The sequence below is a fragment of the Kitasatospora sp. NPDC001660 genome (assembly GCF_053596725.1).
Window position 1 is genome coordinate 315,642 of record NZ_JBSFGU010000004.1, and the last position, 24,177, is coordinate 339,818.

Sequence of the window (24,177 nt, forward strand, 5' to 3'; positions counted from 1 at the left end):
CGCCGGCGGACCGCCGACAGACCCGAGAAGGGGCCCCGCCCGGGGCCCCTTCCGCGTTTCCGGGCCCGGCCGCGTCAGCCGTAGAACAGCCGCTCCACGACCGCCCGGGCCCGCCGGGTCGTCCGCCGGTAGTCGTCCACCAGCTCCCCGCTGTGCCCCGCGCCGTACCCGAGGTACCGGGCCACCCCGGACAGCTCCCTGGCCTCCCCGGGGAAGCTGTCCCCCGGCCGGCCGCGCACCAGCATCACCGCCGCGCGCACCCGGGAGGCCAGCACCCAGGCCGTGTCCAGCACCGCCGCGTCGTCCCTGCCGATCAGCCCGGCCTGCGCCGCGGCGGCCAGCGCCGCCCTCGTCCGGGTCGTCCGCAGCGCCGGCAGCTTGTGCCCGTGCTGGAGCTGGAGCAGCTGGACGGTCCACTCGACGTCCGCCAGCCCGCCCCGGCCGATCTTGGTGTGCGTGGTCGGGTCGGCGCCGCGCGGCAGCCGCTCGGCCTCGATCCGGGCCTTGATCCGGCGGATCTCCAGCAGGTCCCGCTCCGGCACCCCGGTGCCCGGGTAGCGCAGCGGGTCGATCAGCTGCCGGAACCGCGCGCCCAGTTCCTCGTCCCCGGCCACCGGCTCGGCCCGCAGCAGCGCCTGGCTCTCCCAGGCGTGCGACCACCGGCGGTAGTACGCCGCGTACGAGGCGAGGGTGCGCACCAGCGGGCCGCTGCGCCCCTCGGGCCGCAGGTCCGCGTCGACCAGCAGCGGGGGCTCGGTGGACGGCGCGCCGAGCAGCGTGCGCAGCTCGTTGCAGACCGCGTGGGCGGCCCTGGCGGCGTCCTGCTCCAGCGAGCCGAGCAGCGGCTCGTGGACGAAGAGCACGTCCGCGTCCGAGCCGTACCCCAGCTCGTGGCCGCCGAAGCGGCCCATCGCGATCACCGCGATCCGGGTCGGCAGGTCCCCGTGCTCGGCCTCCCAGCCGGCGACGCAGGCCCGCAGCGCGCCCTGCAGGGTGGCGGCGTTGAGCGCGGTCAGCGCCTCCCCCGCGGTGTCCAGGGCCTCGGCGGGGTCGTCGCCGAGCCGGCCGAGGACGTCCGCGGCGGCCGTGCGGAACAGCTCCCGGCGGCGCACCGAGCGGGCGGCGGCGACGGCCGCGGCGGTGGACCCGGCCCGGCCGACGGCGGCCAGTATCTCCTGCTCCAGGGCGGCCCGGCGGCGCGGCTCCAGGCCCTGCGGATCGCCCAGCATCGCCACCGCCTCGGGCGCGCGCAGCAGCAGGTCGGGGGCGAGCCGCCCGGCCGACAGCACCCGGGCCAGGTGCTCGGCCGCGGCGCTCTCGTCCCGCAGCAGACGCAGGTACCAGGGCGTGCGGCCGAGCGCGTCGGAGACCTGGCGGAAGTTGAGCAGCCCGGCGTCCGGGTCGGCCGAGTCGGCGAACCAGCCGAGCATCACCGGCAGCAACGTTCGCTGGATCGCCGCCTTGCGGCTGACCCCGGAGGCGAGCGCGGTGAGGTGGCGCAGCGCGGCGGCCGGGTCGGCGTAGCCGAGCGCCTCCAGCCGGGCCCGGGCCGCGTCCGGGGTCAACCCGGCCGCGCCGGGCGGCAGTTCGGCGACGGCGTCGAGCAGCGGCCGGTAGAACAGCTTCTCGTGCAGCCGCCGGACCTCGACGGCGTGCCGCTTCCACTCGCGCTGCAGGGCGGCGACCGGGTCGGCCCGGGTGTCGTCGTTGATCAGCCCGGCGAGCGAGCGGGCCAGCCGGCGCAGGTCCTCCTCGCCGGTCGGCATGAGGTGGGTGCGGCGCAGCCGGTGCAGCTGGATGCGGTGCTCCAGCGAGCGCAGGAAGCGGTAGGCGGCGTCCAGCGAGGCGGCGTCGGCCCGGCCGACGTACCCGCCGCGGGAGAGCGCGGCCAGCGCCTCCAGCGTGTTGCCGCTGCGCAGCGCCGGGTCGGTGCGGCCGTGCACCAGCTGGAGCAGCTGGACGGAGAACTCGATGTCGCGCAGCCCGCCCGGACCGAGCTTGAGCTGGCGGTCCACCTCGGTCGCGGGAATGGAGTCGATCACCCGCCGGCGCATCTGCTGCACGTCGGCGACGAAGTTCTCCCGGGCGGCGGCCTGCCAGACCATCGGCGCCAGCGCGTCCACGTACGCGGCGCCGAGCTCGGCGTCGCCGGCCACCGGGCGGGCCTTGAGCAGCGCCTGGAACTCCCAGGTCTTGGCCCAGCGCTGGTAGTACGCGACGTGGCTGGCCAGCGTGCGCACCAGCGGGCCGTTGCGGCCCTCGGGGCGCAGGTTGGCGTCCACCGGCCAGATGGTGCCCTCGCCGGTGGTGTCCGAGCAGAGCCGGGTGAGCGCGGCGGCGAGCCGGGTGGCGGCCTTGACGGCCTCGTGCTCGTCGACGGCCCCTTGCCCGTCGACGCGGTCGGGCGGCTCGGTGACGAAGATGACGTCCACGTCGGACACGTAGTTGAGCTCGCGCCCGCCGCACTTGCCCATGCCGATCACGGCGAGCCGGCAGGCCGCGGCGGCGTCCGGGTCCTGTTCGGCGGCGAGGTCCAGGGCGGTCTGCAGGGTGGCGCCGGCCAGGTCGGCGAGCTCGGCGGCGGTCTGGGCGAGGTCGGTGGTGCCGGAGAGGTCGCGGGCGGCGATCGCGAGCAGGCAGCGCCGGTACGCGGCGCGCAGCGCGTCGGCGGGGCTGCGGCTCCCGCCCGTCCGCACGCCCTCGGCGAGGGCCCGCCGGAAGTCCTCCGGGCCGGGGTGCATGTCGCGCAGCTCGAAGGTGACGAGGGCGTGCCAGTCGTGCGGGTGCCGGGCGAGGTGGTCGCCGAGCGCGGTGGAGGCGCCGAGGACGCCGAGCAGGCGGTCGCGCAGCGGCTTGGAGGTGGTCAGGGTGTCGCGCAGGGCGTGCCGGTCGGCCTCGTCGGCGGCCTCCAGCAGCCGGGCGAGGCCCAGCAGGGCGAGGTCCGGGTCGGCGGTGGCCCCGAGCGCGTCCAGCAGGACGGGGTCGTCGGCCAGGCCCTCCAGGCCGGGCCCCGCCAGCAGCCGGACGGCCCGCGCGGGATCGGTGAACCCGCGCCGCACCAGCCGGATCTCCGGCCGGCTGACCCGGCTCCCGGCTCGCTGTCCCTCCTCCGCCATTGCCATCGTCCTCACCCTCCCGGCCCGCCCGGTCGCCCGCGCGAGTGCACGGGCCCTGGACCTACCTTCCCAGGCGCCGGTCCCCCCGCGCCACGGGGGCCGTGGCGCGGGTGCCGTCAGCGTGTCGGGCCCGCTCCTGCGTCCGGTCCGCCGGGTGCCGGAGCAGCGCCGCCGGCAAGGCCGAGCCGCTCGCGGCCGTGCCCGTCAGGACCGGGGAGTCCCGGTCGAGCAGACGGCCGGGAACCGTCACCGAGGAGGCCCGCACCGACACCCGCGAGAGTGAGCGTTCGCAGCAGTCCGCCGCACCGGAACGTGGCAAGGCCCGCCCGGCGGTGGGTCGCCGGGCGGGCCTTGCGGCCGGTGCTCAGAGCACCTGGAGGTTCTTGCGCAGCTCGAACGGGGTGACCTCGGAGCGGTACTCCTCCCACTCCTGGCGCTTGTTGCGCAGGAAGAAGTCGAAGACGTGCTCCCCGAGCGTCTCGGCGACCAGTTCGCTGCGCTGCATCAGGTCGATGGCCTCGCCGAGGTTCTGCGGCATCGGCTGGATGCCCAGGGCGCGGCGCTCGGAGTCCGAGAGCGCCCACACGTCGTCGTCGGCGCCGGGCGGGAGCTCGTAGCCCTCCTCGATGCCCTTGAGGCCCGCCGCGAGCGTCACCGCGTAGGCGAGGTACGGGTTGCAGCCGGTGTCCAGCGAACGGACCTCGACCCGGGTGGAACCCTGCTTGCCGGGCTTGTACATCGGCACCCGGATCAGCGCCGAGCGGTTGTTGTGGCCCCAGCAGATGTAGGACGGGGCCTCGCCGCCGGCGCCGGCGGTGCGCTGGGAGCCGCCCCAGATGCGCTTGTAGGAGTTCACCCACTGGTTGGTGACGGCGGCGGTCTCGGCGGCGTGCCTGAGCAGGCCGGCGATGAAGGAGCGGCCGACCTTGGAGAGCTGGTACTCGGCGCCGGACTCGTGGAACGCGTTGCGGTCACCCTCGAAGAGCGAGAGGTGGGTGTGCATGCCCGAGCCGGGGTGGTCGGAGAACGGCTTCGGCATGAAGCTCGCGTGCACGCCCTGCTCCAGCGCGACCTCCTTCATGACCAGCCGGAAGGTCATGATGTTGTCGGCCGTCGACAGCGCGTCGGCGTAGCGCAGGTCGATCTCCTGCTGGCCGGGCGCGCCCTCGTGGTGGGAGAACTCCACCGAGATGCCCATCGACTCCAGCATCGTGATCGCCTGGCGGCGGAAGTCGTGGCCGACCCCGCGCGGCGTGTGGTCGAAGTAGCCGGACTGGTCGGCGGGGATCGGCGGGGTGCCGTCGCCGGGCAGGTTCTTCAGCAGGAAGAACTCGATCTCCGGATGCGTGTAGAACGTGAAGCCCTGGTCGGAGGCCTTCTCCAGGGTGCGCTTGAGCACGAAGCGCGGGTCGGCGAAGGAGGGCGAACCGTCCGGCATCAGGATGTCGCAGAACATCCGCGCGGTGCCCGGGGTCTCCGAGCGCCACGGGAGGATCTGGAAGGTGGTCGGGTCCGGCTTGGCGATCATGTCGGACTCGTAGACCCGGGCGAAGCCCTCGATCGCGGACCCGTCGAAGCCGATGCCCTCCTCGAAGGCCTGCTCCAACTCGGCCGGCGCCACCGCGACCGACTTCAGGAACCCGAGCACGTCGGTGAACCACAGCCGGACGAACCGGATGTCACGCTCTTCGAGCGTCCGAAGCACGAACTGCTGCTGCTTGCCCATGAGGACAGTCTCACCTCTGCTCTTTACGCTCGTGTTACGCGCGGAAGACCCCCGAAAGACCCGGGGGAAGCGACTTCTCCCATCATGGCCGATCACCGGCCCGGAGGGCAGTGCCGCCCCCCTCGCCGACCCCCTGCCAGGACATTGCGTCAGATCGACGATTACACTCGGGGCATGCCCAATCTCCGTCTCGCCCTGAGCCAGATCGACCCGTGGGTCGGTGACATCGCCCGCAACAGCGATGAGGTGGTGCGCTGGACCAAGCAGGCCGTGGAGGCCGGCGCCCAGCTGGTCGCGTTCCCCGAGATGGTCCTGACCGGCTACCCGGTCGAGGACCTCGCGCTGCGGCGCTCGTTCGTCGAGGCGTCCCGGGGCGCGCTGGTGGAGCTGGCCGGGCGGCTGGCCGCCGACGGGCTGGGCGGGGTGCCGGTGGTGGTCGGCTACCTCGGGCGCTCCGAGCACGCCTCGCCGCGCCTCGGCCGCCCGGCCGGCTCGCCGCAGAACTGCGCGGCCGTGCTGCACCGGGGCGAGGTGGTGACCCGCTTCGCCAAGCACCACCTGCCCAACTACGGCGTGTTCGACGAGTTCCGCTGGTTCGTCCCGGGCGACCAGCTGCCGGTGCTGCGGCTGAACGGCGTGGACGTCGCGCTGGCGATCTGCGAGGACATCTGGCAGGACGGCGGCCGGGTCACCGCCGCCCGCGAGGCCGAGGCCGGCCTGCTGCTGGTGATCAACGGCTCGCCGTACGAGCGGAACAAGGACGACCAGCGGCTCGACCTGGTGCGCCGCCGCGCCGCCGAGGCGGGCTGCACCCTGGCCTACGTCAACATGGTCGGCGGCCAGGACGAGCTGGTCTTCGACGGCGACTCGATCGTGGTCGACGCGGACGGCGAAGTGCTGGGCCGCTCCCCGCAGTTCGAGGAGCACCTGATGGTGCTGGACCTCGACCTCCCGGCCGCCAGCAGCGACCACACCGACGGCCTGCTGCTGAGCGACGGCCTGCGCCTGGTCCGCACCGAGCTGGGCGGCGAGCCGCAGCCCGCCCCCGCCGAGAAGCTGACCGCCGAGGTGGCGCCGCGGGTGTCCGACGAGGCCGAGATCTGGGCCGCGCTGGTCTCCGGCACCCGGGCGTACGTCGAGAAGAACGGCTTCAGGTCGGTGCTGATCGGCCTGTCCGGCGGCATCGACTCGGCGCTCGTCGCCTCGATCGCGGTCGACGCGATCGGCGCCGGGAACGTGTACTGCGTCTCGATGCCGAGCCGCTACTCCTCCGAGCACTCCAAGTCGGACGCGGCCGACCTGGCCCGCCGCACCGGACTGCACTTGCGGACCGTCTCCATCGCCCCGATGTTCGACGCCTACCTGGGCGCCACCGAGCTGACCGGTCTGGCCGAGGAGAACCTGCAGTCCCGGCTGCGCGGCACCCTGCTGATGGCGATCTCCAACCAGGAGGGGCACATCGTGCTCGCGCCCGGCAACAAGAGCGAACTGGCGGTCGGCTACTCGACCCTGTACGGCGACTCGGTGGGCGCCTTCGGCCCGATCAAGGACGTCTACAAGTCGCTGATCTTCCGCCTCGCCCGCTGGCGCAACGAGGAGGCCGAGCGGCGCGGCGAGGTGCCGCCGATCCCGGAGAACACGATCACCAAGCCGCCGTCCGCCGAGCTGCGGCCGGACCAGGTGGACACCGACTCGCTGCCCGACTACGACCTGCTGGACAGCGTGCTGGCCCGCTACATCGAGGGCGACGAGGGCCGGGACGCGATCGTCGCGGCCGGCTTCGACCCGGCCGTCGTGGACCGGGTGGTCCGCCTGGTGGACACCGCCGAGTACAAGCGGCGCCAGTACCCGCCGGGCCCGAAGATCTCGGTCAAGAACTTCGGCCGGGACCGCCGCCTGCCGATCACCAACCGCTGGCGGCGCGGCTAGCCGGCTAGCTGTACCGGAAGGCGGCGGCCACCGCGAGGTGGTCGCTGCCGTCCTGGGGCAGGGTGCGGGAGTCGACCGGCCGCAGGCCGCCCTTGCTCATGATCTGGTCGATCCGGGCCATCGGGAAGGACGACGGCCAGCTGAAGCCGAAGCCGTCCCCGGCCGCTCCCTGGGCCGAGCGCATCTGCGAGGTGACGGGCGCCAGGCTGCGGTCGTTCATCGTGCCGTTGAGGTCGCCGAGCAGCAGCACCTTCTTGAGCCGCTCGGCCTGGATCGCGTCCCCGAGGGCCTGCGCGCTGACGTCCCGCTGGGCGACGGTGAAGCCGCTCTCGGCCTTCAGGCGGACGGACGGCAGGTGCGCGACGTACACCGCGACCGGGCCCTGCGGGGTGGTGACCTCGGCCCGGAAGGCCCGGGTCCAGCCCATCTTGAGGTCCACCGGCCGGACGTCGGCGATCGGGTACGTGGACCAGAGGCCGACGGTGCCCTCGACCGCGTGGTACGGGTACGCCGGGGCGAGGCCGGTCTCGTAGCCGTGCAGCGCCTTGCCGGCCAGCTCCTGGAGGGCGACGATTTGCGCGCCCGAGTCCACCAGCCCCCGGACGGTGCCCGGCACGTCGGTGTTGTCGGCGGCCACGTTGTGGCTGACCACGGTCCAGTCGCCCTTGCCGCCGCTCTTGTCGGTGAGCAGCCCGCCGAACAGGTTGACCCACAGCACCGCGGGCACCAGCAGGGCGATCAGCGCGGTGGCCGAGCGCCGCAGCAGCGCGGGCACGAGCAGCACCGGTACGGCCAGGCCGAGCCAGGGCAGGAACGTCTCCAGGAGGCTGCCCAAGTTGCCGACACTGTTGGTGACTTCGGCGTGGAAGGCCAGCAGCAGGCCGGTGAGCAGGGCCAGCGCGGCGACGACCAGGCCGCGCCGCCACGTGGTGCTGCCGCGAGCGTCCCGGCCCCAGTGCCACAGGCTCAGGAAGCGGCCGGGACGGCCCGCGGGATCCGGGACACTCTCCTCGCCCTTCACCCGGTCGGCCCTGTCCGCCTGCGTCATCCGTGGCTCCCGTTCGCTCGTGCCGTCGCCGGTCCGCCGCCCGGCCCGTGGGGGTACGGGCGGTGTGCCGGAGTGGTGCCGGTTTGATCGGATCCCGGCTCAGCCTATGCCGGGACAGACGCCGGGCCTTCGGATCGGGTTCCGGCGTGGCCCGGTTTGGTGAGCCAGGCCACGCCCGGAAGCACGGGGCCGGACGGGAACGAACGGAAGCCGACGGAACGGGACGGGGGCTCAGGAGCTCGGCGCGAGCCCTTCGAGCAGGGCGTCGATCATCCTGCGGGCCAGCTCCGGGTCCTCCAGGTCGGAGTTTTCCGAGAGGACGCTCCGGTAGAGGATCGGGCCCATCAGGAGGTCGGCGAGGAAGTCGACGTCGAGGTCGGCGCGCAGCACGCCCTCGTCCACGGCCCGGCGGATCAGCACGACGCCCGCCTCGCGCCGCGGCCTGACCACCCGCTCGTGGTAGGCGGTCTGCAGCTCGGGCAGGCTGTGCATCTGGCCGAGCGCGGCCTTGAGCACCCAGCGGCTGCGCTTGGCGAGGCCGCGCCGCCGGATGTAGTCGATCATCGAGACCAGGTCGTCACGGGCGCTGGCACCGGTCGACTCCGGCATCGAGAGCTCCAGCCGGCCGACCACGTCGACCAGCAGGGCCTCCTTGTTGGGCCAGCGCCGGTAGATGGTGGCCTTGCCGACGCCGGCGGCGGTGGCGATGCCCTCGATGGTCAACTCGGACAGGCTCGCACCGCCCGCCATCAGGTCCTCGACCGCGGTGAAGATGGCCTGCTCGGCGGCCTCGCTGCGCGGCCGACCGCGGCGGACGGCCGCGCAGGGCGGTGCGGCCTCGGCGGTCGGGGTGTCCGTCTTCATCCCGCTGGTCTCCCTGGATCTGCGCGGGCGCGGGGGCGCCGTTCCATTGTCCGATGGTGGTCCGTACGGGCCCGGCCGGGTGGTGCCGGGGCCCTGGACCACGGCCCTGCCGCTCTCCGGGCTCACCCGGGGCGGCAGGGCCATTGTCGCTCAGTCCGGCTGCCGGTCAGGCGTCGGCCGCCGCGGTCTGCCGCTGGTCAGCGGGGCGGTCGGCCGCCCCGCCGGGCCCGCCGGCGGATCCGGCGGCCTTGCGCGGGAGCAGGAACCAGGCGATCAGCGCGCCGACCACGGTGATGCCCGCGGAGAGCGAGGCGACCACGTGCATGGCGCTGATGAACGAGTCGTAGGCCGGGCCGAGCAGCGCCGCGCCCTTGGGGCCCATCCGGCCGGCGATGGCCGCGGTGGCCTCCAGGGACTCGCCCGCCTCGTCCCGCCACTGCGCCGGCAGCTGGTCGAGGGTGTCGCTCATGTGGTCGCGGTAGACGGTGGAGAGCACCGCGCCGAGCACGGCGACGCCGAGCGAGCCGCCGACCTGGCGGAAGGTGTTGTTGACGGCCGAACCGGCGCCCGCCTTCTCGCGGGGCAGCGAGCCCATGATCGCGACGGTGACCGGCGGCATGACGTGGGCCATGCCTGCGCCCATCAGCACGCCGAGCACGATCAGCACCCAGATCGGCGTGGTGGCGGTCAGCACGGTGTAGCCGACGAAGCCGACCGCGATCAGCAGCATGCCGACGGCGGCGGTGGCCGCGACGCCGAAGCGGTCCACGACGAGCCGGGCCCGGGGCGCGAACAGCAGCTGGGCGACGGCCAGCGGGAGCATCAGCAGACCGGCCTGGAGCGCGCTGTAGCCGCGCACGCTCTGGATGTAGAAGACGCCGAAGAACGAGACGCCCATCAGCGCGAAGAACACGACGCCGACGACGACCACGGAGGCGCTGAACACCTTGTTGCGGAACCACGTGACGTCCAGCGCGGGGTGCGCGGTGCGGCGCTCGAACCAGACGAACGCGGCCAGGGCCACCAGGCCGACCAGCACCGGCCCCCAGGCCTGGACGTCGGTGAAGTCGGCCAGCTCGCCGCCCTTGATGATGCCGTAGATCAGCGCGACCAGACCGATGATCGACAGCAGCACGCCGACCGGGTCCAGCCGGCCCGGGTTCGGGTCCTTGGACTCCGGCACCAGGATCACCATCGCGATCACCGCGACGATGACGATCGGCACGTTGATCAGGAAGACCGAGCCCCACCAGAAGTGCTCGATCAGGACGCCGCCGGTGATCGGGCCGATGGCGATCGCGAGGCCGACCGCGCCCGCCCAGATGCCGATCGCCTTGGGCTGCTCGGAGCGCTCGAAGACGTTCATGATGATGGCCAGCGTCGCGGGCATCGCGAGCGCCGCGCCGACGCCCATCAGGGCGCGGAAGCCGACGAGTTGGCCGGGCGTCCCGGCCATCGCGGAGAGCAGCGAGGCGATGCCGAAGACGACCATGCCGGCCAGCAGCGCGCGCTTGCGGCCGAAGCGGTCGCCGAGCAGCCCCGAGGTGAAGAGCAGCCCGGCGAACACGAGGGTGTAGGAGTTGATCGACCATTCCAGGTCGCTCTGGGTGGCACCGAGTCCGACCGGCGCCGGGGTCGCGATGGTCTTCATCGCGACGTTGAGGATCGAGTTGTCGAGCACGACGACGAGCAGGGCGAGCACCAGGGTGCACAGGATCGCCCAGCGGCGGCGGTGGATGGCTTCCGGCACGCGGGGTGGCGCGGCTGCGGTGGTCATTGGTCTTCCCGTCCGTGATGGTGTGACACTGGCGGGCAATTCCGAGCCGCGGACGTCTCGTAACCCCCCGCCACAGCGTAACCGGATTTTCGATACGAGACGACGCCGTATCGCAAAAAGGAGGCAAAGACCGTCCGGTGTGCCGCAGATCGCTCCGGGCTCCGTACACCCGTCTTTGCGCACCCGTCTTTGCGCAGCCGCCCGGGCGTGCAAGCATGGAGGTGATCCGGGGACGCCGCACGGCGCCACGAGACGACAACCCTTCAGGAGCCTGTTCGATGAACGCTTCTCCGCCTTCGCCTGCCCAGAACCAGGCGTCGCCCGCCACCCTCTACGGCGGGGTCACCAACCGACGCGTCACCGTCCGCGACCTCGCCACCGCCAAGCGGCGCGGCGAGAAGTGGTCCATGCTCACGGCCTACGACGCCCTCACCGCGGGCGTGTTCGACGAGGCCGGCATCCCCGTCCTCCTGGTCGGCGACTCGGCCGGCAACTGCCACCTCGGCTACGAGACCACCGTCCCGGTGACCATGGATCAGATGGTGATGCTCTCCGCCGCCGTCGTCCGCGGCACCAAGCGCGCGATGATCGTCGCCGACCTGCCGTTCGGCTCCTACCAGGAGTCCCCCGCCCAGGCCATGCACAACGCCGCCCGGCTGATGAAGGAGGCCGGCGTCGGCGCGGTCAAGCTGGAGGGCGGCGAGCGCAGTGCCCGCTCGATCGAGCTCCTGACCGAGGCCGGCGTCCCGGTGATGGCGCACATCGGCCTCACCCCGCAGTCCGTGCACGCCCTCGGCGGCTACCCGGTCCAGGGCCGCGGCGACGAGGCGGCGCACCAGCTCCTGCGCGACGCCAAGGCCGTCCAGCAGGCCGGCGCCTTCTCGGTCGTGCTGGAGGCGGTGCCCGCCGAGCTGGCCGAGCAGGTCACCGAGCAGCTGGCGATCCCGACCGTCGGCATCGGCGGCGGGCCCGGCACCGACGCCCAGGTGCTGGTCTGGACCGACATGGCGGGCATGACGGCGGGCCGGGTGCCCAAGTTCGTCAAGCAGTACGCCAACCTGCGGGCCGTCCTCGGCGACGCCGCCCGCGCGTACGCCGAGGACGTCCGCACCGGCGCCTTCCCGGCGGCCGAGCACAGCTTCCACTGACCCGCCGTCGGCCGGCCCCGCTCCCCCGCCGGGAGCGGGGCCGCAGCCGTTTCCGGGACCCGTCACCAGCGCCGCTGTCACGCCCGGCCGCCGGTGACAGCGGGGTGACAGCGCCACGCCCGGCCCTCCCCCTCGATGACAGCCCGCTGACAGCCGGGCCGGACAACCTTGGGGGCATGACACGAATCGCCACCGCCCCGAACGACCGGGGAACCGCCGCGGGCAACGCCGTCGAGGTCCACGGCATCGTCAAGCACTTCGGCGCCACCAAGGCGCTCGACGGGGTCGACCTCACCGTGCGGGAGGGCACCGTCCTCGGCGTGCTCGGCCCCAACGGCGCCGGGAAGACCACCCTGGTCCGGATCCTCTCCACACTGATCAAGCCGGACGCCGGCACCGCGTACGTCGGCGGCTACGACGTCCTGCGCCAGCCGAAGCAGCTGCGCCGCACGATCGGCCTCACCGGCCAGTACGCCTCCGTCGACGAACTCCTGTCCGGGTACGAGAACCTGTACCTGATCGGCCGTCTGCTCGACCTCTCCAGTCGCGACGCCAAGGCCCGCGCCACCGAACTCCTGGAGCGCTTCTCGCTCACCGAGGCCGCCAAGCGGCCCGCCAAGACCTACTCCGGCGGCATGCGCCGGCGCCTCGACCTCGCCGCCAGCATGATCGGCCGCCCCCGGGTGCTCTACCTGGACGAGCCCACCACCGGCCTGGACCCGCGCACCCGCAACGAGGTCTGGGACGAGGTGCAGCGGATGGTCGCCGAGGGCAGCACGGTGCTCCTCACCACCCAGTACATGGAGGAGGCGGAACAGCTCGCGAACGAGCTGACCGTCATCGACCGCGGCCGGGTGATCGCCAGCGGCGGTGTCGACGAGCTCAAGGCCAGGGTCGGCGGCCGGACCCTCCAGGTCCGCCCGGTGCACCCGGCCGAACTGCCCGAGATGGCCCGCTGCCTGCACGACGGCGGCATCACCGGCGCCACCGCCTCCCCCGACACCGGCCTGCTCGCCGTGCCGATCACCGACGAGGAGCAGCTGACCGCCGTGATCGCGGTGCTCGGCACCCGCGGCTTCGCGATCGCCGGCATCGACACCGCCGTGCCCAGCCTCGACGAGGTCTTCCTCACCATCACCGGCAAGCCCGCCGACATCGCGGAGCCCGCCCCCGCCACCCTCGCCAAGGAGCCCGTCGCATGAGCACGATGACCGCCGCCCCCGCCCGGGTCGAGGACACCCGGATCGGCCTGTCCGGCCACCTGCGCCACGTCGGCGCGCTGACCCGGCGCAACCTGATGCGGATCAAGGCCGACCCGGAGTCGATGTTCGACGCGGTGCTGATGCCGATCGTCTTCACCGTGCTGTTCGTCTACGTCTTCGGCGGCGCGATCGCGGGCGGCCAGGACGAGTACAAGCAGTGGATGATCCCCGGGCTGCTCGGGCAGACCGGCATGACCCTGGCGCTGGCCGTCGGCACCGGTCTGAACAGCGACTTCCAGACCGGGGTGATGGACCGCTTCCGCACCCTGCCGATCGGGCGCGCCGCGGTCCTGCTGTCCAAGATCGCGGCCGAGACGCTCCGGGCCCTGCTCTCCTCGGCGATCCTGCTCGGCTTCGCCTTCTGCCTCGGCTTCGAGCTGAAGACCGGCCCGCTGGAGCTGCTGGCCGCGGTCGGCCTGTCACTGGCGTTCGGCATGTCGATCGTCTGGGTCTCGATGCTGCTGGGCATGTCGCTGCGCAGCGCCCAGGCCGTGCAGGGCGTCTCCATGCTGGTGCTGATGCCGCTGCAGTTCGGCAGCTCGATCTTCACGCCGACCGACAAGATGCCGGGCTGGCTCCAGGCCTTCACCAAGGTCAACCCGCTGTCGGCGCTGGCCGACGCGGCCCGCGCGCTGCTCAACGGCCAGGGGCCGGTGGCCCACCCGGTGATGATCGTGCTGATCTGGTCGGCCGGACTCACCGCGGTCTTCGCCCCGCTCGCGGTGGCGCGGTTCCGCAAGCGGGTGTGACCCCCGGCGGCCGGCCCTCCGCGGGGGTGCGGGCCGACCCCGCCCTGTCCCCGAACTCGCGCCCTGCGGGCCGGAGTTCGGGGACGGGCCTAGCCGATCAGCTCGTCCAGCAGCCGCCTGGTCTGCGGCGGGGTCAGACCGTCGCCCTCGGCGTGGGCACTCTCGTACGCCTCGTCACCCAGGATCGCCCGCAGGGAGTCCGCCGACCGCGCGCGTTCCGCGCGGTCCAGGTAGCCGCCCTTCGGGCCGTTCAGCCCGTTGTGCGCGCCGAGCAGCACGGCCGCCTGGCGGGCCTTCACGAGGTCGCCGTCGCGCTCGGCGAAGGCCCGCAGCACCCCGGCCACGGCCGGCACCACCATGACCGTCATCTGCTCGGCGAAGCCGCTCGCGGCCCCCGTCGAACGCAGCATCCGCCGGCCGTCGCGGATCAGGACGAGCCCCTGCTCCGGGCCGCCGGCCCGGGCCGTGACCCAGCCACGGGCGGTGGTCAGCAGCCCGTCCACCACGCCAGGGGCGAAGCCGCCGACCCGGACCCCGTCCAGCCGGTCCAGCTCGGCCAGCGACCGCTCGTACTCGCCGCGGTGGGCGTGGATGCCGCAGAGCGCCAGGTGCCCGAACACGAGCGCGCCGGTGGTGGCCTGGTTCACGCTCGGGGAGTCGATCGCGGCCAGCGTCTCCCGGATGATCCGCTCGCCACGCTCCAGGTCCAGCTCCAGCACGGCGCTGCCCTGGCTCACCCGCAGGATCGGCACCTCCTGCGGCGCGCCCAGCTCCTCGGCCAGCTCGATCGCCCGCTGGTACGCGGCGGCGGCCTCCTCGGCGTCGCCCTGGTTGGCGAGCGACTCGCCGCGGGCCGCCAGCGCCTGGGACATCCCCCAGAGGTCGCCGGCCTCGCGGAACAGCTCCAGCGAGCGCTCGCCGTCGCGGATGCCCTGCTCCGCCCCGCCCGGCCAGTCGTTCAGCATCTTGGCGCGGACCTGGAGGATGAACGCCAGGTCGCCCGGCCCGCCGTACCGCTCGCAGCCGCGCACGGCGTCGTCCAGCAGGTCCTTCATCAGCTCCAGCCGGCCGGACAGGAAGGCCCCGAACACCCGCATCAGGCCCGGGACACGGTAGGACTGCGGCAGGTCCGGGGTGTACGCGTCGAGCAGGTGCTGCGAGACCGCGATCGCCTCCGGATCGCCGAGCACCTCCAGGTTCCCCTCGAACAGCCCGATCAGCCGGCACATCGCGACCAGCCGGCGGGCCTCCTCGACCACGCCCTCGGGCATCGGCACCCCGTACGTGAGCACGTTCCGCGCCAGCGGCACCGGCGCCGGGCCGGCCGGGTCGAACGGGTCCGGGCCGAGCGCGGCCACCGCGTCGTACCAGCCGCGGGCCTCCTTGCTGTAGCCGCGCAGCGACCAGTACCAGCTCATGCCGAGCACGAGGACCAGCGCCTGCTCCTCGTCCCGCCGGTCGACCGCGCGGCGCAGCGCGGCCCGGACGTTGTCCTGCTCGCCCTCCAGCACCGCCAGCCAGTGCAGTTGCCGCGGACCGTGGATGTCCAGGTCGGCGGCGGCGACCACCTCGCGGAAGTGCGCGAGGTGGCGGCCCTCGGTCCCGGCGCCCTCGGCGGCCTCGGCGAGGCGCTCCTGCGCGTACTCGTGGATGGTCTCCAGCATCCGGTAGCGCGGCAGGCCCTCGCCGCCGAGATCGGCCACCAGCAGGGACTTGTCCACCAGGGAGAGCAGCAGGTCGGCGACCTCCTCGCGGGCCACCTCGACGCCGTCGGCGCAGATCACCTCGGCGTCCTCCAGGCGCCAGCCGCCGGCGAACACCGACAGCCGCCGCAGGACGGCCCGTTCGCGCTTGCCGAGGAGGTCCCAGCTCCAGTCGACCACCGCGCGCAGGGTCTGCTGGCGCGGCAGGAGGGTGCGGCTGCCCGCGGTGAGCAGGCCGAAGCGGCTGTCCAGGCGGTCGGCGATCTGGCGGGCCGTCATCACCCGCAGCCGGGCGGCGGCGAGTTCGATGGCGAGCGGCAGGCCGTCCAGGCGGCGGCAGATCTCCGCGCAGGCCTCCGGCTCACTGCCGGGGTCGTAGCCGGGGCGGGCGGCGGCGGCGCGCTCGGCGAGCAGCCGCAGCGCCACGGGCGCGGGCAGCGGCTCGACCGGCAGGACGGTCTCGCCGGGCACGCCGAGCGGTTCGCGGCTGGTGGCGAGCACGGTGAGGCCGGGGCACTCGACGAGCAGGGTGGCGGCGAGGTCGGCGGCGGCCTGGATCAGGTGCTCGCAGTTGTCGAGGACGAGCAGCATCCGGCGGTGGGCGCAGTGCTCGACCAGCCGGCGCAGCGGGTCCTCGACGCGCTTGTCGATCACCTCGGCGACCATGCCGCCGGCGTGCAGGACGATCTCGCGCAGGCCGAGCGCGGAGACCACGGCGGCGGGCACGGCCTCCGGGCTCTCCAGCGGGGCGAGTTCGGCCACCCAGACGCCCTCCGGCCAGCGCCCGACGGCGAGTTCGGCACGGCCGGCCTCGACCGAGAGGCTGGTCTTGCCGGAGCCGCCCGGGCCGGTCAGGGTGACCAGCCGACTGGCCGTCAGTGACTCGCGCAGGGCGGCGAGATCGCTCTCGCGGCCGACGAAGCTGGTGAGCCGGCCGCGCAGGTTGCCGGCGGCCCGCGCGGGCGGGCGCGGCGGTGTGAGGGCCTCCTCGGGGGCCAGCAACTCCGCGTAGAAGTCCTGGAGTCGGCGGCCGGGGTCGACGCCGAGCTCGTCGGCGAGGACGCGCCTGGTCCGCTCGTAGTGGCGCAGCGCCTCGGCCGTCCGTCCGCTCTCGTGCAGCGCGCGGAGCAGCAGGTACTGCCAGGGCTCGTCCAGCGGGCGCCGGTCGCAGTGCTCGGTGAGCTCGGCGACCAGGTCGGCGGCCCGGCCGAGCCCGAGCTCGGCGGTGATGCGGTGGCGGCGGGCCTCGTCGCGCTGGGCCTCCAGCCGGGCGGCCGGGCCGCGGTCCGGCAGGTCGGCCAGCGCGGGGCCGCGCCACAGCGCGAGGGCGGCCCGCAGCCGCTCGGCGGCGAGCGCGTGGTCGCCGCTGTCGAGCGCCCGGCGGCCCTCGGCGGACAGCCGGCGGAACTCGGCGAGGTCGGTGGCCGGGCCGGTCAGCCAGTACCCGGCCGGGCCGGAGCCGATCTCGTCCCGGCCGACGGTGCGGCGCAGCCGGCCGACCAGGGTCTGCAGGGCGGCCGAGGCGTCCTGCGGCGGTCCGGCGTCCCACACCTCGTCCGCCAGGACGTCGGCCGGCACCGGGCGGCCCTCGCGGAGGACCAGCGCGGTGAGCAGCGCCCGCAGCCGGGCGCCGCCGAGCGGGACCGGCGTGCCGTCGTCGTGGTGGGCGGTGGTGGTTCCGAGGATGCCGTAATGCACCGGACCATTCTGGTCGATGCCCGGTCGCGAGGACGCACAATTGTTCCGGCACCGACCGGCCGCGGCCGCGGCCGCGGAACCCCCACGGGGGCGCCGGACGTTCACTCCGGACGGCTTGTCCGCCCACCGGCACGCCCGGCATGATCGGTGCACCGTCCGTCTTCCCCACTCCCGTCTAACTCCCGGAGCAACCACACCATGACCTTCGCCGCAACGCAGCGCTCGCGCAGCGACGACCGCCGGATCAGCCCGGTGTTCTGGGTGCTCCTGGCCATACTGGGCACCTCAGGCTGGGCGGTGTACGAGGGGTACGGCAACGCCTCGTTCGGGGTGTTCCTGTTCGTCGTCGCGGGCTGGATGGTCTCGCTCTGCCTGCACGAGTACGCGCACGCGCGCACCGCGCTGCACGGCGGCGACATCAGCGTCGGCGCGAAGGGCTACCTGACGCTCAACCCGTTCAAGTACGCCAACGTGCTGCTCAGCTTCGTGCTGCCGATCGTGTTCGTGATCCTGGGCGGCATCGGCCTGCCCGGCGGCTCGGTCTGGATCGAGCGCCACCGGATCCAGGGGCGGCTCAAGCACAGCCTGGTCTCGGCGGCCGGGCCGCTGGTGAACCTGGCCTGCGCGGCGGTGCTGCTGATCCCGATCGGCGCCGGCTGGCTGGACGACCCGAAGGTGCACGCGCTCTGGAACGGCTACGAGCTGAACGTCTCGCCGTTCGCCGGCGCGCTCGGCTTCCTCGGCCTGCTCCAGCTCAGCGCGGCGCTGCTGAACCTGCTGCCGGTGCCGGGCCTGGACGGCTACGGGATCATCGAGCCCTGGCTGTCGTACAACGCGCGGCGCGCCGTCGAGCCGTTCGCCCCGTACGGGATGCTGGCGGTGTTCGCGCTGCTGTGGCAGCCGCAGGTCAACTCGTTCTTCTTCGGGGCCGTCCACGGCCTGATGAGCCTGTTCGGCGTGGACGCCGACTACGCGTCCCTCGGCCGCTACCTGTTCAGCTTCTGGAACAACTAGGCCTGCTCGGCGGCCTGGGCGGAGGCCAGCTTCGCCCGGCGCCGGTTCATCCACAGCACGTTGCTCGCCACACCGGCCAGCGGGATCCAGATCAGGCCCAGCCAGAAGCCCTGGGTCAGCGAGACCACGGCGGCGGCCAGCGCGAGGACGACGACGATCAGGGCGAAGACGGACGTGCGGGGCATGGCGGGCGGCTCCTCGGGCGCGGACGGCGGGCCGGCTGCGGGAATCGGTGCGGCGGCCGGGACCCATTGTCGCCGACCTCACCTCCGGACCGGGTCCAGGGGTGAGGCCGACACGACGGGGATGCTCAGACGTCCGTGATCCGCAGGCCCGCATGCGCCTTGTAACGGCGGTTGACCGAGATCAGGTTGGCCACCAGCGACTCCACCTGGTGGGCGTTGCGCAGCCGGCCCGCGAAGATGCCCCGCATGCCGGGGATCCGCTCGGCGAGCGCCTGCACGATGTCGGTGGCGGCCCGCTCGTCGCCGAGGACCATGACGTCAGTGTCGATGCGCTCCACCGACTCGTCCTGGAGCAGCACCGCCGAGAGGTGGTGGAACGCGGCGGTGACCCGCGAGTCCGGCAGCAGCGCGGCGGCCTGCTGCGCTGCGCTGCCCTCCTCCGGCACCAGCGCGTAGGCGCCCTGCTTGTCGAAGCCGAGCGGGTTGACGCAGTCGACGACGATCTTGCCGGCCAGCTCCTCGCGCAGGGCGGCGAGGGTCGCGGCGTGCCCGTCCCACGGAACCGCGATGATCACGATGTCGCTCTCCCGGGCGACGGTGGCGTTGTCGGCGCCGCGCACGCCGAGGCCCAGCCCGGCGGCCGACGCCTCGGCCCGGGCGGCGTCGCGCGAGCCGATGAGCACCTGCTGGCCGGCCTTGGCCAGCCGCAGGGCCAGTCCGCGCCCCTGGTCGCCGGTGCCACCGAGGACACCGACCACCAGCTGCGAGACGTCCGGCAGTTCGCGGGCCGGGTTTGTCGCTGAATCGAGGGAAGTCATGGGCCGATCCTGCCAAATCCCTCGCCGGGCCGACATTCTGGCCCGCATGGACGCGGTGAGAGTTTCGGCACTCCGGGAACGGTTGGCGGGCACCGGCTGGCTGGAGGCGGTCGGCGGCTTCGCCGGAGCGCTCCGCCGGTCGGTGTCCCGGCGTGGGGCGGGCGAGCTGCTGCTGGTCGGCACCGAGGCGTACGAGCCCTGGCACCTGGCCGCCCACCTGGACGACGAGGCCGCCTGGTCGAACGTCCCCCGGCTGGCGCCCACCTTGCTGCGGCACCGTCCGCCGGCCGGTGCCCCGGCGCACCTGGCGCACGGCCTGCGGCGGCTGACCGAGGCCCGGCGCGGCGCCACCGTCCTGGTGGTCGCCCCCGGGGCGGTCGGCGCGCCCCTGCTGGAGCACGTCCAGGACGCCCGCCGGGGCGGCGCGACGGTGCTCGCGATGGACGGCGGCGACGCGGCCGCGGTCGGCAGCCTCGGCGACCTCGGCGGGCTCGCCCACGAGCGGCTGACCGTCGGCACCGCCGAGGAGGAGCCGTTCGACCTCGCCCAGCACCTGGTCAGCGCCGCCGCCGGGCAGCCCCGGGCCCGTTGCTCGGCGCTGGGGCGGCTCGCCGAGCTGGCCGGCCGGCTCACCGCGGCGCCGACGATCAGCCGCTGGTGACCTCGCGTCGCCGAAGGACCCGGTGCGGTGCCCGAAGTGGCCGTCCCGGGACGGTCGTTCGTGAACGGCGACGAACCACCTCATGCCAGCCGGCCGCGCGGTCGGCCGCGCTCGCCCCGCCCGGACCCGGCGCGGGCCGGGCGGCCTTGATGTTCTTTCAGGCGCTGTGGATCGTGGAGCGGTGGCCGATGCGGACGACCCGCACCACCAGCTGTCCGTCGTCGATCGTGGAGACGATTCGGTGGTCGACCACCCGTAGGCGCCGACGGTCGGGCTGCGACACGAGCGCGGTGGTGTCGCGGCCCCGCTACTCGTCCTTGTCCTTCGGCTCGTCGCTCCAGCGCGGGTCGTTGCGCCACTCGCGGTTGCGCTCGTCGGCGAGCTGGAGGGCGTGGGCGGCCTCGTCGGGGGTGGCGTACGGGCCGAGCCGGTCCTTGGCCGGGCACTCGGGGCCCTCCTCGACCTTGCTGTGCTTGATGCAGTAGAACCACTCGCCGGGCTTGCCGGTCGGCTTGCGGTGGAATCCCAGGGGCATGGCGGTCTCCTGAACGACGGCGGGCGGTCCGCTACAGATCATTCCCCGCGCGGACCCGCTCCGCACACCGCCCGACCGCGCACCGCCGGGCAGCCGGGCCGCGCGGGGCCCGGCCGATAGACTCGCCGGCATGGCTCTCGTACCCGGCATCCAGTCCCCCACCCGCAAGGTCCCGGCGCACATCGCACGCCCCGAGTACGTCGGCAAGCCCGCGCCGACGCCGTACACCGGGCCCGAGGTGCAGACCGCCGAGACGATCGAGAAGATGCGGATCGCGAGCCGGATCGCCGCCCAGGCGATGGCGGAGGCGGCCAAGCTGGTCGCCCCCGGCGTCACCACCGACGCGCTCGACGCCGTCGCCCACGAGTACATGTGCGACCACGGCGCCTACCCGTCCGACCTCGGCTACCGCGGCTTCCCCAAGTCCGTCTGCACCTCGATCAACGAGGTGATCTGCCACGGTATCCCGGACTCGACCGTGCTCCAGGACGGCGACATCGTCAACATCGACGCCACCGCCTACATCCACGGGGTGCACGGCGACCTCAACGCCACCTACCTGGTCGGCGACGTGGACGAGGAGTCCCGGCTGCTGGTGGAGCGGACCCGGGAGTCCCTCAACCGGGCGATCAAGGCGGTCAAGCCTGGCCGTCAGATCAACGTGATCGGGCGGGTCATCGAGTCCTACGCCAAGCGCTTCGGCTACGGCGTCGTGCGGGACTTCACCGGCCACGGCATCAACACGTCGTTCCACTCCGGCCTGGTCATCCCGCACTACGACAGCGAGCGGGCCACCGAGGTGATCAGGCCCGGGATGACCTTCACCATCGAGCCGATGCTCACCCTGGGCACCTACGACTACGAGATCTGGCCGGACGGCTGGACGGTCGTCACCAAGGACCGCAAGCGCACCGCCCAGTTCGAGCACACCCTGGTGGTCACGGCGGACGGCGCGGAGATCCTCACCCTGCCGTGACCCGGGCTCCCGCCAGGCGCCGTCAGCCGATGAGCCACTGCTCCTCGGCCACGGCGCCCACCTCGGTGCACGCGTCCGTCAGCACGTCCAGGACGCGCAGCGGGTCCGGCAGGGGCAGCTCGGGCCCGCGCAGCCACCGCACCTGGGAGCCGTCCGGCAGCGCGGCCGGCGGGAGCAGGGTGTACGAGCCGCGGCAGTGCCAGCGCAGGCCGGGGTGCTCGGACATGGTGTCCGGCGTGGAGTCGAGGGCGCTCGGCCACCACTCGTCCTCGTCCTGCGGGGTGCCGCGGGTGGCGGTGAAGAACAGGTAGCGCTCCTCGCCGACGGCGGCCACCGGGCCCTCGACACCCAGCGCGGTCAGCCGCTCCAGGGCGAGCCGGCCGGCCTCGGCCGGGACGTCCAGGACGTCGTGCACGCGGCCGGTGGCGGTCACGAAGTTCGCGTGCGGGTCGCGGGAGAGCCAGCGGGCCAGCTGCTCCGGGTCCGTGGTGGCCTGGGTCTGCCAGGCGAAGGACACCGGGTGCTGGGCGGGAGCCGGACAGGCGACCCGGTCGCAGGAACACCGGTAGCCGGCCGGATGGGCGGCGGGTGCGAGCGGGAAGCCGGCGCGAACGGCGCCGAGCAGCTGATCCAGTCGGGCGGCCGGCGTGTCCGCGTCGCCCGGGCGGGCCCGCTCACGGTCACGCTTCTGCCACCAGGTCGTCCACCTGCTGCCGGCTTCCATCGGGCCCCTTCCGCGCACTGCCGTGCCTGGTGCGACACGGCGTTCGACGTACCTGTCGACGCAACGCACGGCGCCCCCCGCTGCTTCCCGGGTCGGTGCTCGGCCTTGCCGTCCACGCCCTGCCGGCCGGAGCCGGGGTCACCGGACGGCCGACGCCCGGGTCACGGTACGGAGTCGCGGCAGCGCTCGGACTGCGGCTCGAAGGCCCGGAGAGCACGCCGATTCGCGCCTCGCCCGGCCCGTACGGGGCCCGCTGACCCGGGTGGACCCCGAGGGCGTACAGGAAGGATAAGGGTGCGCGGGGCCTCCGGATGACCGGGGGCGGTGCCTCGCCGGTCACACTCCCGGCACGCGGCGGCCACAAGGCCCCCTCGGCTGGTCCGCCGCCACGTCACCCGCGCGGAGGTGAGACCCTGGTGAGGTGAAAGCGGACACCGAATTCGTCGGCGGCCCCCTGGACGGCCGCGTCCTCCCCATCGAGGTGGGGATGATGCTCGGCGTGCCCAAGACCTACAAGGTGCCGGTCCCCGCGCACGGCGACACCCCCGCGCGCACACTGGTGTACGTCCGGTCCAAGCAGGTGCGCGGCACCAGTTGGTTCTGGCGCTACGAGTACGACGAGGCGGCCACCGAGCGCGCGTCCGGCTGACCGGCGCGGCGCCCGATCCGCCACCTCCCCGGGAGGACGGCCATGGCGAGAACCGCGCGGCACCCCAGGAGCAGGTCCCAGGCGATCGCGCACCACAACCGGCAGGTGGCCGGCGTCACGGCGGCGCTGCTGGTGGCGGTCAGCCTCTACTCCGTCGTCATCGGGCCCGACGGCTGGCTCTGGTTCGGGTGGGCGGTGCTGCTGCTCTCCTGCGCGGCCCTGTTCACGACCCGCCCGTGAGCAGTCGTCCCTGAACGGTCCACACCCGAGCAGCAGCACCGCTTCCCCCCGGTGACGGTCAGTCATCCTCGGCGAGGATCAGGTACAGCTTCTTGCGGGCCTCGGTCAGCACCGCCAGGCCCTTGGTGCGCTGCGCCTCGGAGCCGGTGGCCATGACCTGACGGATCGCCTGGTCAACCGCGGCCAGCGCCTGGCCGACCTCCTGGACGGCCTCCCAGTCGACCTCCCGGCCGGCCTCCGCCCACGGCTCCGCGGGCCCGGCCTCGGCCTCGGCCCGGCCCGCCTCGGTGAGCGAGACCAGCCGCTTGCCGCCCACCTCCTCCGCGACGATCAGGCCCTCCTCCTCCAGCAGCTGGAGGTTGGGGTAGATCGACCCCGGGCTCGGCCGCCAGGCCCCGCCGGTCCGCTCGGCGATCTCGGCGATCATCTCGTAGCCGTGCATCGGCCGCTCCTTGAGCAGCGCGAGCAGCGAGGCGCGGACGTCCCCGCGCCGCGCCCGGCCGCCGCGCCGCCCGTGCGGGCCGCCGCGCCGACCGCCGCGCCCGCCGTAGCCGTGCCCGAACGGGCCGCCCATCGGGTGGCCAGGGCCGCCGCCGAACGGCGGGCCGAAGCCGCCGAACGCCCCGCGGCGCTCGTAGCCCTCCCCCGGCATCCCCGCGAACTCCGGGCCCGGCCCGCGGCGCCTGTCGCCACGGGGGCCCTCCCCACGAAATCGCATTCCTGAGCGCATGGCGCCCGCCTCCTCCGATTCGGCGAGACAGTCGAGTAATTGTCTCGATAGTTCGACGATATATCGGCGACTGTCGCTCGTCAACGGCGAACGACACCCGACACGTCCGCCCCACCCGGCGGCGGCGAGCACCTGGCCCCCGCCCAGCCGCTACGGTGACGGGCATGGCCGGAGAACGTGATCTTTCGACGCTGCTGCACGGCATGCGTCCGCTGCTCAACCCGGGGCGGTACGTCTACTGCACGCTGCCCGCGAAGGTGCCCGCCGGGATGCGGCCGGTGGTGACCGTCGCCGAGCCCGAAGGGGTGACGGTGGTGCTCCCGCAGGAGGAGGCGGACGCGCTCGGGCTGCGGTACGAGTACGTGGCGGCCTGGATCACCCTGCAGATCCACTCGGCGCTGGAGGCCGTCGGACTGACGGCGGCGGTGGCCGGCCGGCTCGCCGACGAGGGGATCAGCTGCAACGTCGTGGCCGGTTTCCACCACGACCACCTGTTCGTCGGCGCCGACGACGCCGAGCGCGCCGTCCGGGCCCTGGAGGAGCTGTCGGCCCGCTCCGCCTGACGGGGCCGCCGAGTGGCCGCGGCCGTCCACCCCTTCGACACTGGAGGCATCCGCCCCGCCAG

Annotated in this window: 21 protein-coding genes and 1 pseudogene; 10 read left to right on the top strand and 12 right to left on the bottom strand. The window is 73.8% G+C overall.

The genetic code is table 11. The features are described 5' to 3' along the window. Window positions 1-74: 74 nt before the first annotated feature. Both ACWCXH_RS06790 and ACWCXH_RS06795 read right to left on the bottom strand, forming a co-directional pair. Window positions 75-3,116: a bifunctional [glutamine synthetase] adenylyltransferase/[glutamine synthetase]-adenylyl-L-tyrosine phosphorylase gene (locus tag ACWCXH_RS06790; RefSeq protein WP_449800254.1), complete on the bottom strand. Its 3,042-nt coding sequence runs from the start codon at window positions 3,114-3,116 to the stop codon at window positions 75-77. Window positions 3,117-3,480: 364 nt separating this feature from the next. Beyond that, window positions 3,481-4,842: a glutamine synthetase family protein gene (locus tag ACWCXH_RS06795; RefSeq protein WP_449800255.1), complete on the bottom strand. Its 1,362-nt coding sequence runs from the start codon at window positions 4,840-4,842 to the stop codon at window positions 3,481-3,483. Between the two features lie 174 nt (window positions 4,843-5,016). On the opposite strand from ACWCXH_RS06795, the gene ACWCXH_RS06800 reads away from it, so the two are divergent. Further along, window positions 5,017-6,771, top strand: coding sequence for an NAD+ synthase (locus ACWCXH_RS06800; protein ID WP_449800256.1), 1,755 nt, complete (start codon window positions 5,017-5,019; stop codon window positions 6,769-6,771). Between the two features lie 4 nt (window positions 6,772-6,775). Here ACWCXH_RS06800 and ACWCXH_RS06805 read toward each other — a convergent pair whose 3' ends face one another. The 3 genes from ACWCXH_RS06805 to ACWCXH_RS06815 form a co-directional block, all read right to left on the bottom strand. After that, complete coding sequence (locus ACWCXH_RS06805; RefSeq protein ID WP_449800257.1) at window positions 6,776-7,819, bottom strand: endonuclease/exonuclease/phosphatase family protein; 1,044 nt, start codon at window positions 7,817-7,819, stop codon at window positions 6,776-6,778. Between the two features lie 231 nt (window positions 7,820-8,050). After that, the gene (locus ACWCXH_RS06810) at window positions 8,051-8,683 is read right to left on the bottom strand and encodes a TetR/AcrR family transcriptional regulator (protein WP_449800258.1); all 633 of its coding nucleotides are present in this window, start codon (window positions 8,681-8,683) and stop codon (window positions 8,051-8,053) included. A 166-nt stretch (window positions 8,684-8,849) separates the two neighbouring features. Beyond that, a complete protein-coding gene (locus ACWCXH_RS06815) occupies window positions 8,850-10,460 on the bottom strand; it encodes an MFS transporter (RefSeq protein WP_449800259.1) in 1,611 nt (536 codons plus the stop codon). Between the two features lie 278 nt (window positions 10,461-10,738). Here ACWCXH_RS06815 and panB point away from each other — a divergent pair, with 278 nt between their 5' ends. From panB to ACWCXH_RS06830, 3 genes are all read left to right on the top strand, one after another. Beyond that, complete coding sequence (gene panB / locus ACWCXH_RS06820) at window positions 10,739-11,608, top strand: 3-methyl-2-oxobutanoate hydroxymethyltransferase (RefSeq protein ID WP_449800260.1); 870 nt, start codon at window positions 10,739-10,741, stop codon at window positions 11,606-11,608. A gap of 176 nt (window positions 11,609-11,784) precedes the next feature. Next, window positions 11,785-12,810, top strand: coding sequence for an ATP-binding cassette domain-containing protein (locus tag ACWCXH_RS06825; RefSeq protein ID WP_449800261.1), 1,026 nt, complete (start codon window positions 11,785-11,787; stop codon window positions 12,808-12,810). Then, entirely contained in the window at window positions 12,807-13,619 is an 813-nt protein-coding gene (locus tag ACWCXH_RS06830; protein ID WP_449800262.1) for an ABC transporter permease, read from the top strand. The genes ACWCXH_RS06825 and ACWCXH_RS06830 overlap by 4 nt, the downstream gene beginning before the upstream one ends. Window positions 13,620-13,708: 89 nt before the next feature. On the opposite strand, the gene ACWCXH_RS06835 is transcribed toward ACWCXH_RS06830, so the two are convergent. Further along, window positions 13,709-17,020, bottom strand: coding sequence for a BTAD domain-containing putative transcriptional regulator (locus ACWCXH_RS06835; protein WP_449800263.1), 3,312 nt, complete (start codon window positions 17,018-17,020; stop codon window positions 13,709-13,711). 198 nt (window positions 17,021-17,218) lie between these two features. On the opposite strand from ACWCXH_RS06835, the gene ACWCXH_RS06840 reads away from it, so the two are divergent. Next, complete coding sequence (locus ACWCXH_RS06840; RefSeq protein WP_449800264.1) at window positions 17,219-18,034, top strand: site-2 protease family protein; 816 nt, start codon at window positions 17,219-17,221, stop codon at window positions 18,032-18,034. On the opposite strand, the gene ACWCXH_RS06845 is transcribed toward ACWCXH_RS06840, so the two are convergent. Then, window positions 18,031-18,219: a hypothetical protein gene (locus ACWCXH_RS06845; RefSeq protein ID WP_449800265.1), complete on the bottom strand. Its 189-nt coding sequence runs from the start codon at window positions 18,217-18,219 to the stop codon at window positions 18,031-18,033. The genes ACWCXH_RS06840 and ACWCXH_RS06845 overlap by 4 nt on opposite strands. Before the next feature lie 125 nt (window positions 18,220-18,344). Further along, entirely contained in the window at window positions 18,345-19,037 is a 693-nt protein-coding gene (npdG, locus tag ACWCXH_RS06850; protein ID WP_449800266.1) for an NADPH-dependent F420 reductase, read from the bottom strand. Window positions 19,038-19,083: 46 nt separating this feature from the next. Here npdG and ACWCXH_RS06855 point away from each other — a divergent pair, with 46 nt between their 5' ends. Beyond that, window positions 19,084-19,698, top strand: coding sequence for a hypothetical protein (locus tag ACWCXH_RS06855; protein ID WP_449800267.1), 615 nt, complete (start codon window positions 19,084-19,086; stop codon window positions 19,696-19,698). Window positions 19,699-19,855: 157 nt separating this feature from the next. Here ACWCXH_RS06855 and ACWCXH_RS06860 read toward each other — a convergent pair. Both ACWCXH_RS06860 and ACWCXH_RS06865 read right to left on the bottom strand, forming a co-directional pair. Next, window positions 19,856-20,002, bottom strand: a pseudogene (locus ACWCXH_RS06860) (type II toxin-antitoxin system RelE family toxin); the annotation flags it as partial. 3 nt (window positions 20,003-20,005) lie between these two features. Continuing rightward, window positions 20,006-20,233, bottom strand: coding sequence for a hypothetical protein (locus tag ACWCXH_RS06865; RefSeq protein WP_449800268.1), 228 nt, complete (start codon window positions 20,231-20,233; stop codon window positions 20,006-20,008). A 130-nt stretch (window positions 20,234-20,363) separates the two neighbouring features. Here ACWCXH_RS06865 and map point away from each other — a divergent pair, with 130 nt between their 5' ends. Continuing rightward, window positions 20,364-21,209 (top strand): type I methionyl aminopeptidase, encoded by an 846-nt coding sequence (map, locus tag ACWCXH_RS06870; protein WP_449800269.1) that lies wholly within the window; start codon window positions 20,364-20,366, stop codon window positions 21,207-21,209. 22 nt (window positions 21,210-21,231) lie between these two features. Here the strand turns inward: map and ACWCXH_RS06875 are convergent, their stop codons facing one another. After that, window positions 21,232-21,933 (bottom strand): bifunctional DNA primase/polymerase, encoded by a 702-nt coding sequence (locus ACWCXH_RS06875; RefSeq protein WP_449800270.1) that lies wholly within the window; start codon window positions 21,931-21,933, stop codon window positions 21,232-21,234. 421 nt (window positions 21,934-22,354) lie between these two features. Here ACWCXH_RS06875 and ACWCXH_RS06880 point away from each other — a divergent pair, with 421 nt between their 5' ends. Next, window positions 22,355-22,582, top strand: a complete 228-nt coding sequence (locus ACWCXH_RS06880) for a hypothetical protein (protein WP_449800271.1) — start codon at window positions 22,355-22,357, stop codon at window positions 22,580-22,582. 42 nt (window positions 22,583-22,624) lie between these two features. Further along, window positions 22,625-22,822, top strand: a complete 198-nt coding sequence (locus ACWCXH_RS06885) for a hypothetical protein (RefSeq protein WP_449800272.1) — start codon at window positions 22,625-22,627, stop codon at window positions 22,820-22,822. A 58-nt stretch (window positions 22,823-22,880) separates the two neighbouring features. On the opposite strand, the gene ACWCXH_RS06890 is transcribed toward ACWCXH_RS06885, so the two are convergent. Beyond that, window positions 22,881-23,552, bottom strand: coding sequence for a PadR family transcriptional regulator (locus tag ACWCXH_RS06890; RefSeq protein WP_449800273.1), 672 nt, complete (start codon window positions 23,550-23,552; stop codon window positions 22,881-22,883). A gap of 164 nt (window positions 23,553-23,716) precedes the next feature. Here ACWCXH_RS06890 and ACWCXH_RS06895 point away from each other — a divergent pair, with 164 nt between their 5' ends. Further along, window positions 23,717-24,115, top strand: coding sequence for an ACT domain-containing protein (locus ACWCXH_RS06895; RefSeq protein ID WP_449800274.1), 399 nt, complete (start codon window positions 23,717-23,719; stop codon window positions 24,113-24,115). Window positions 24,116-24,177: the final 62 nt, after the last annotated feature.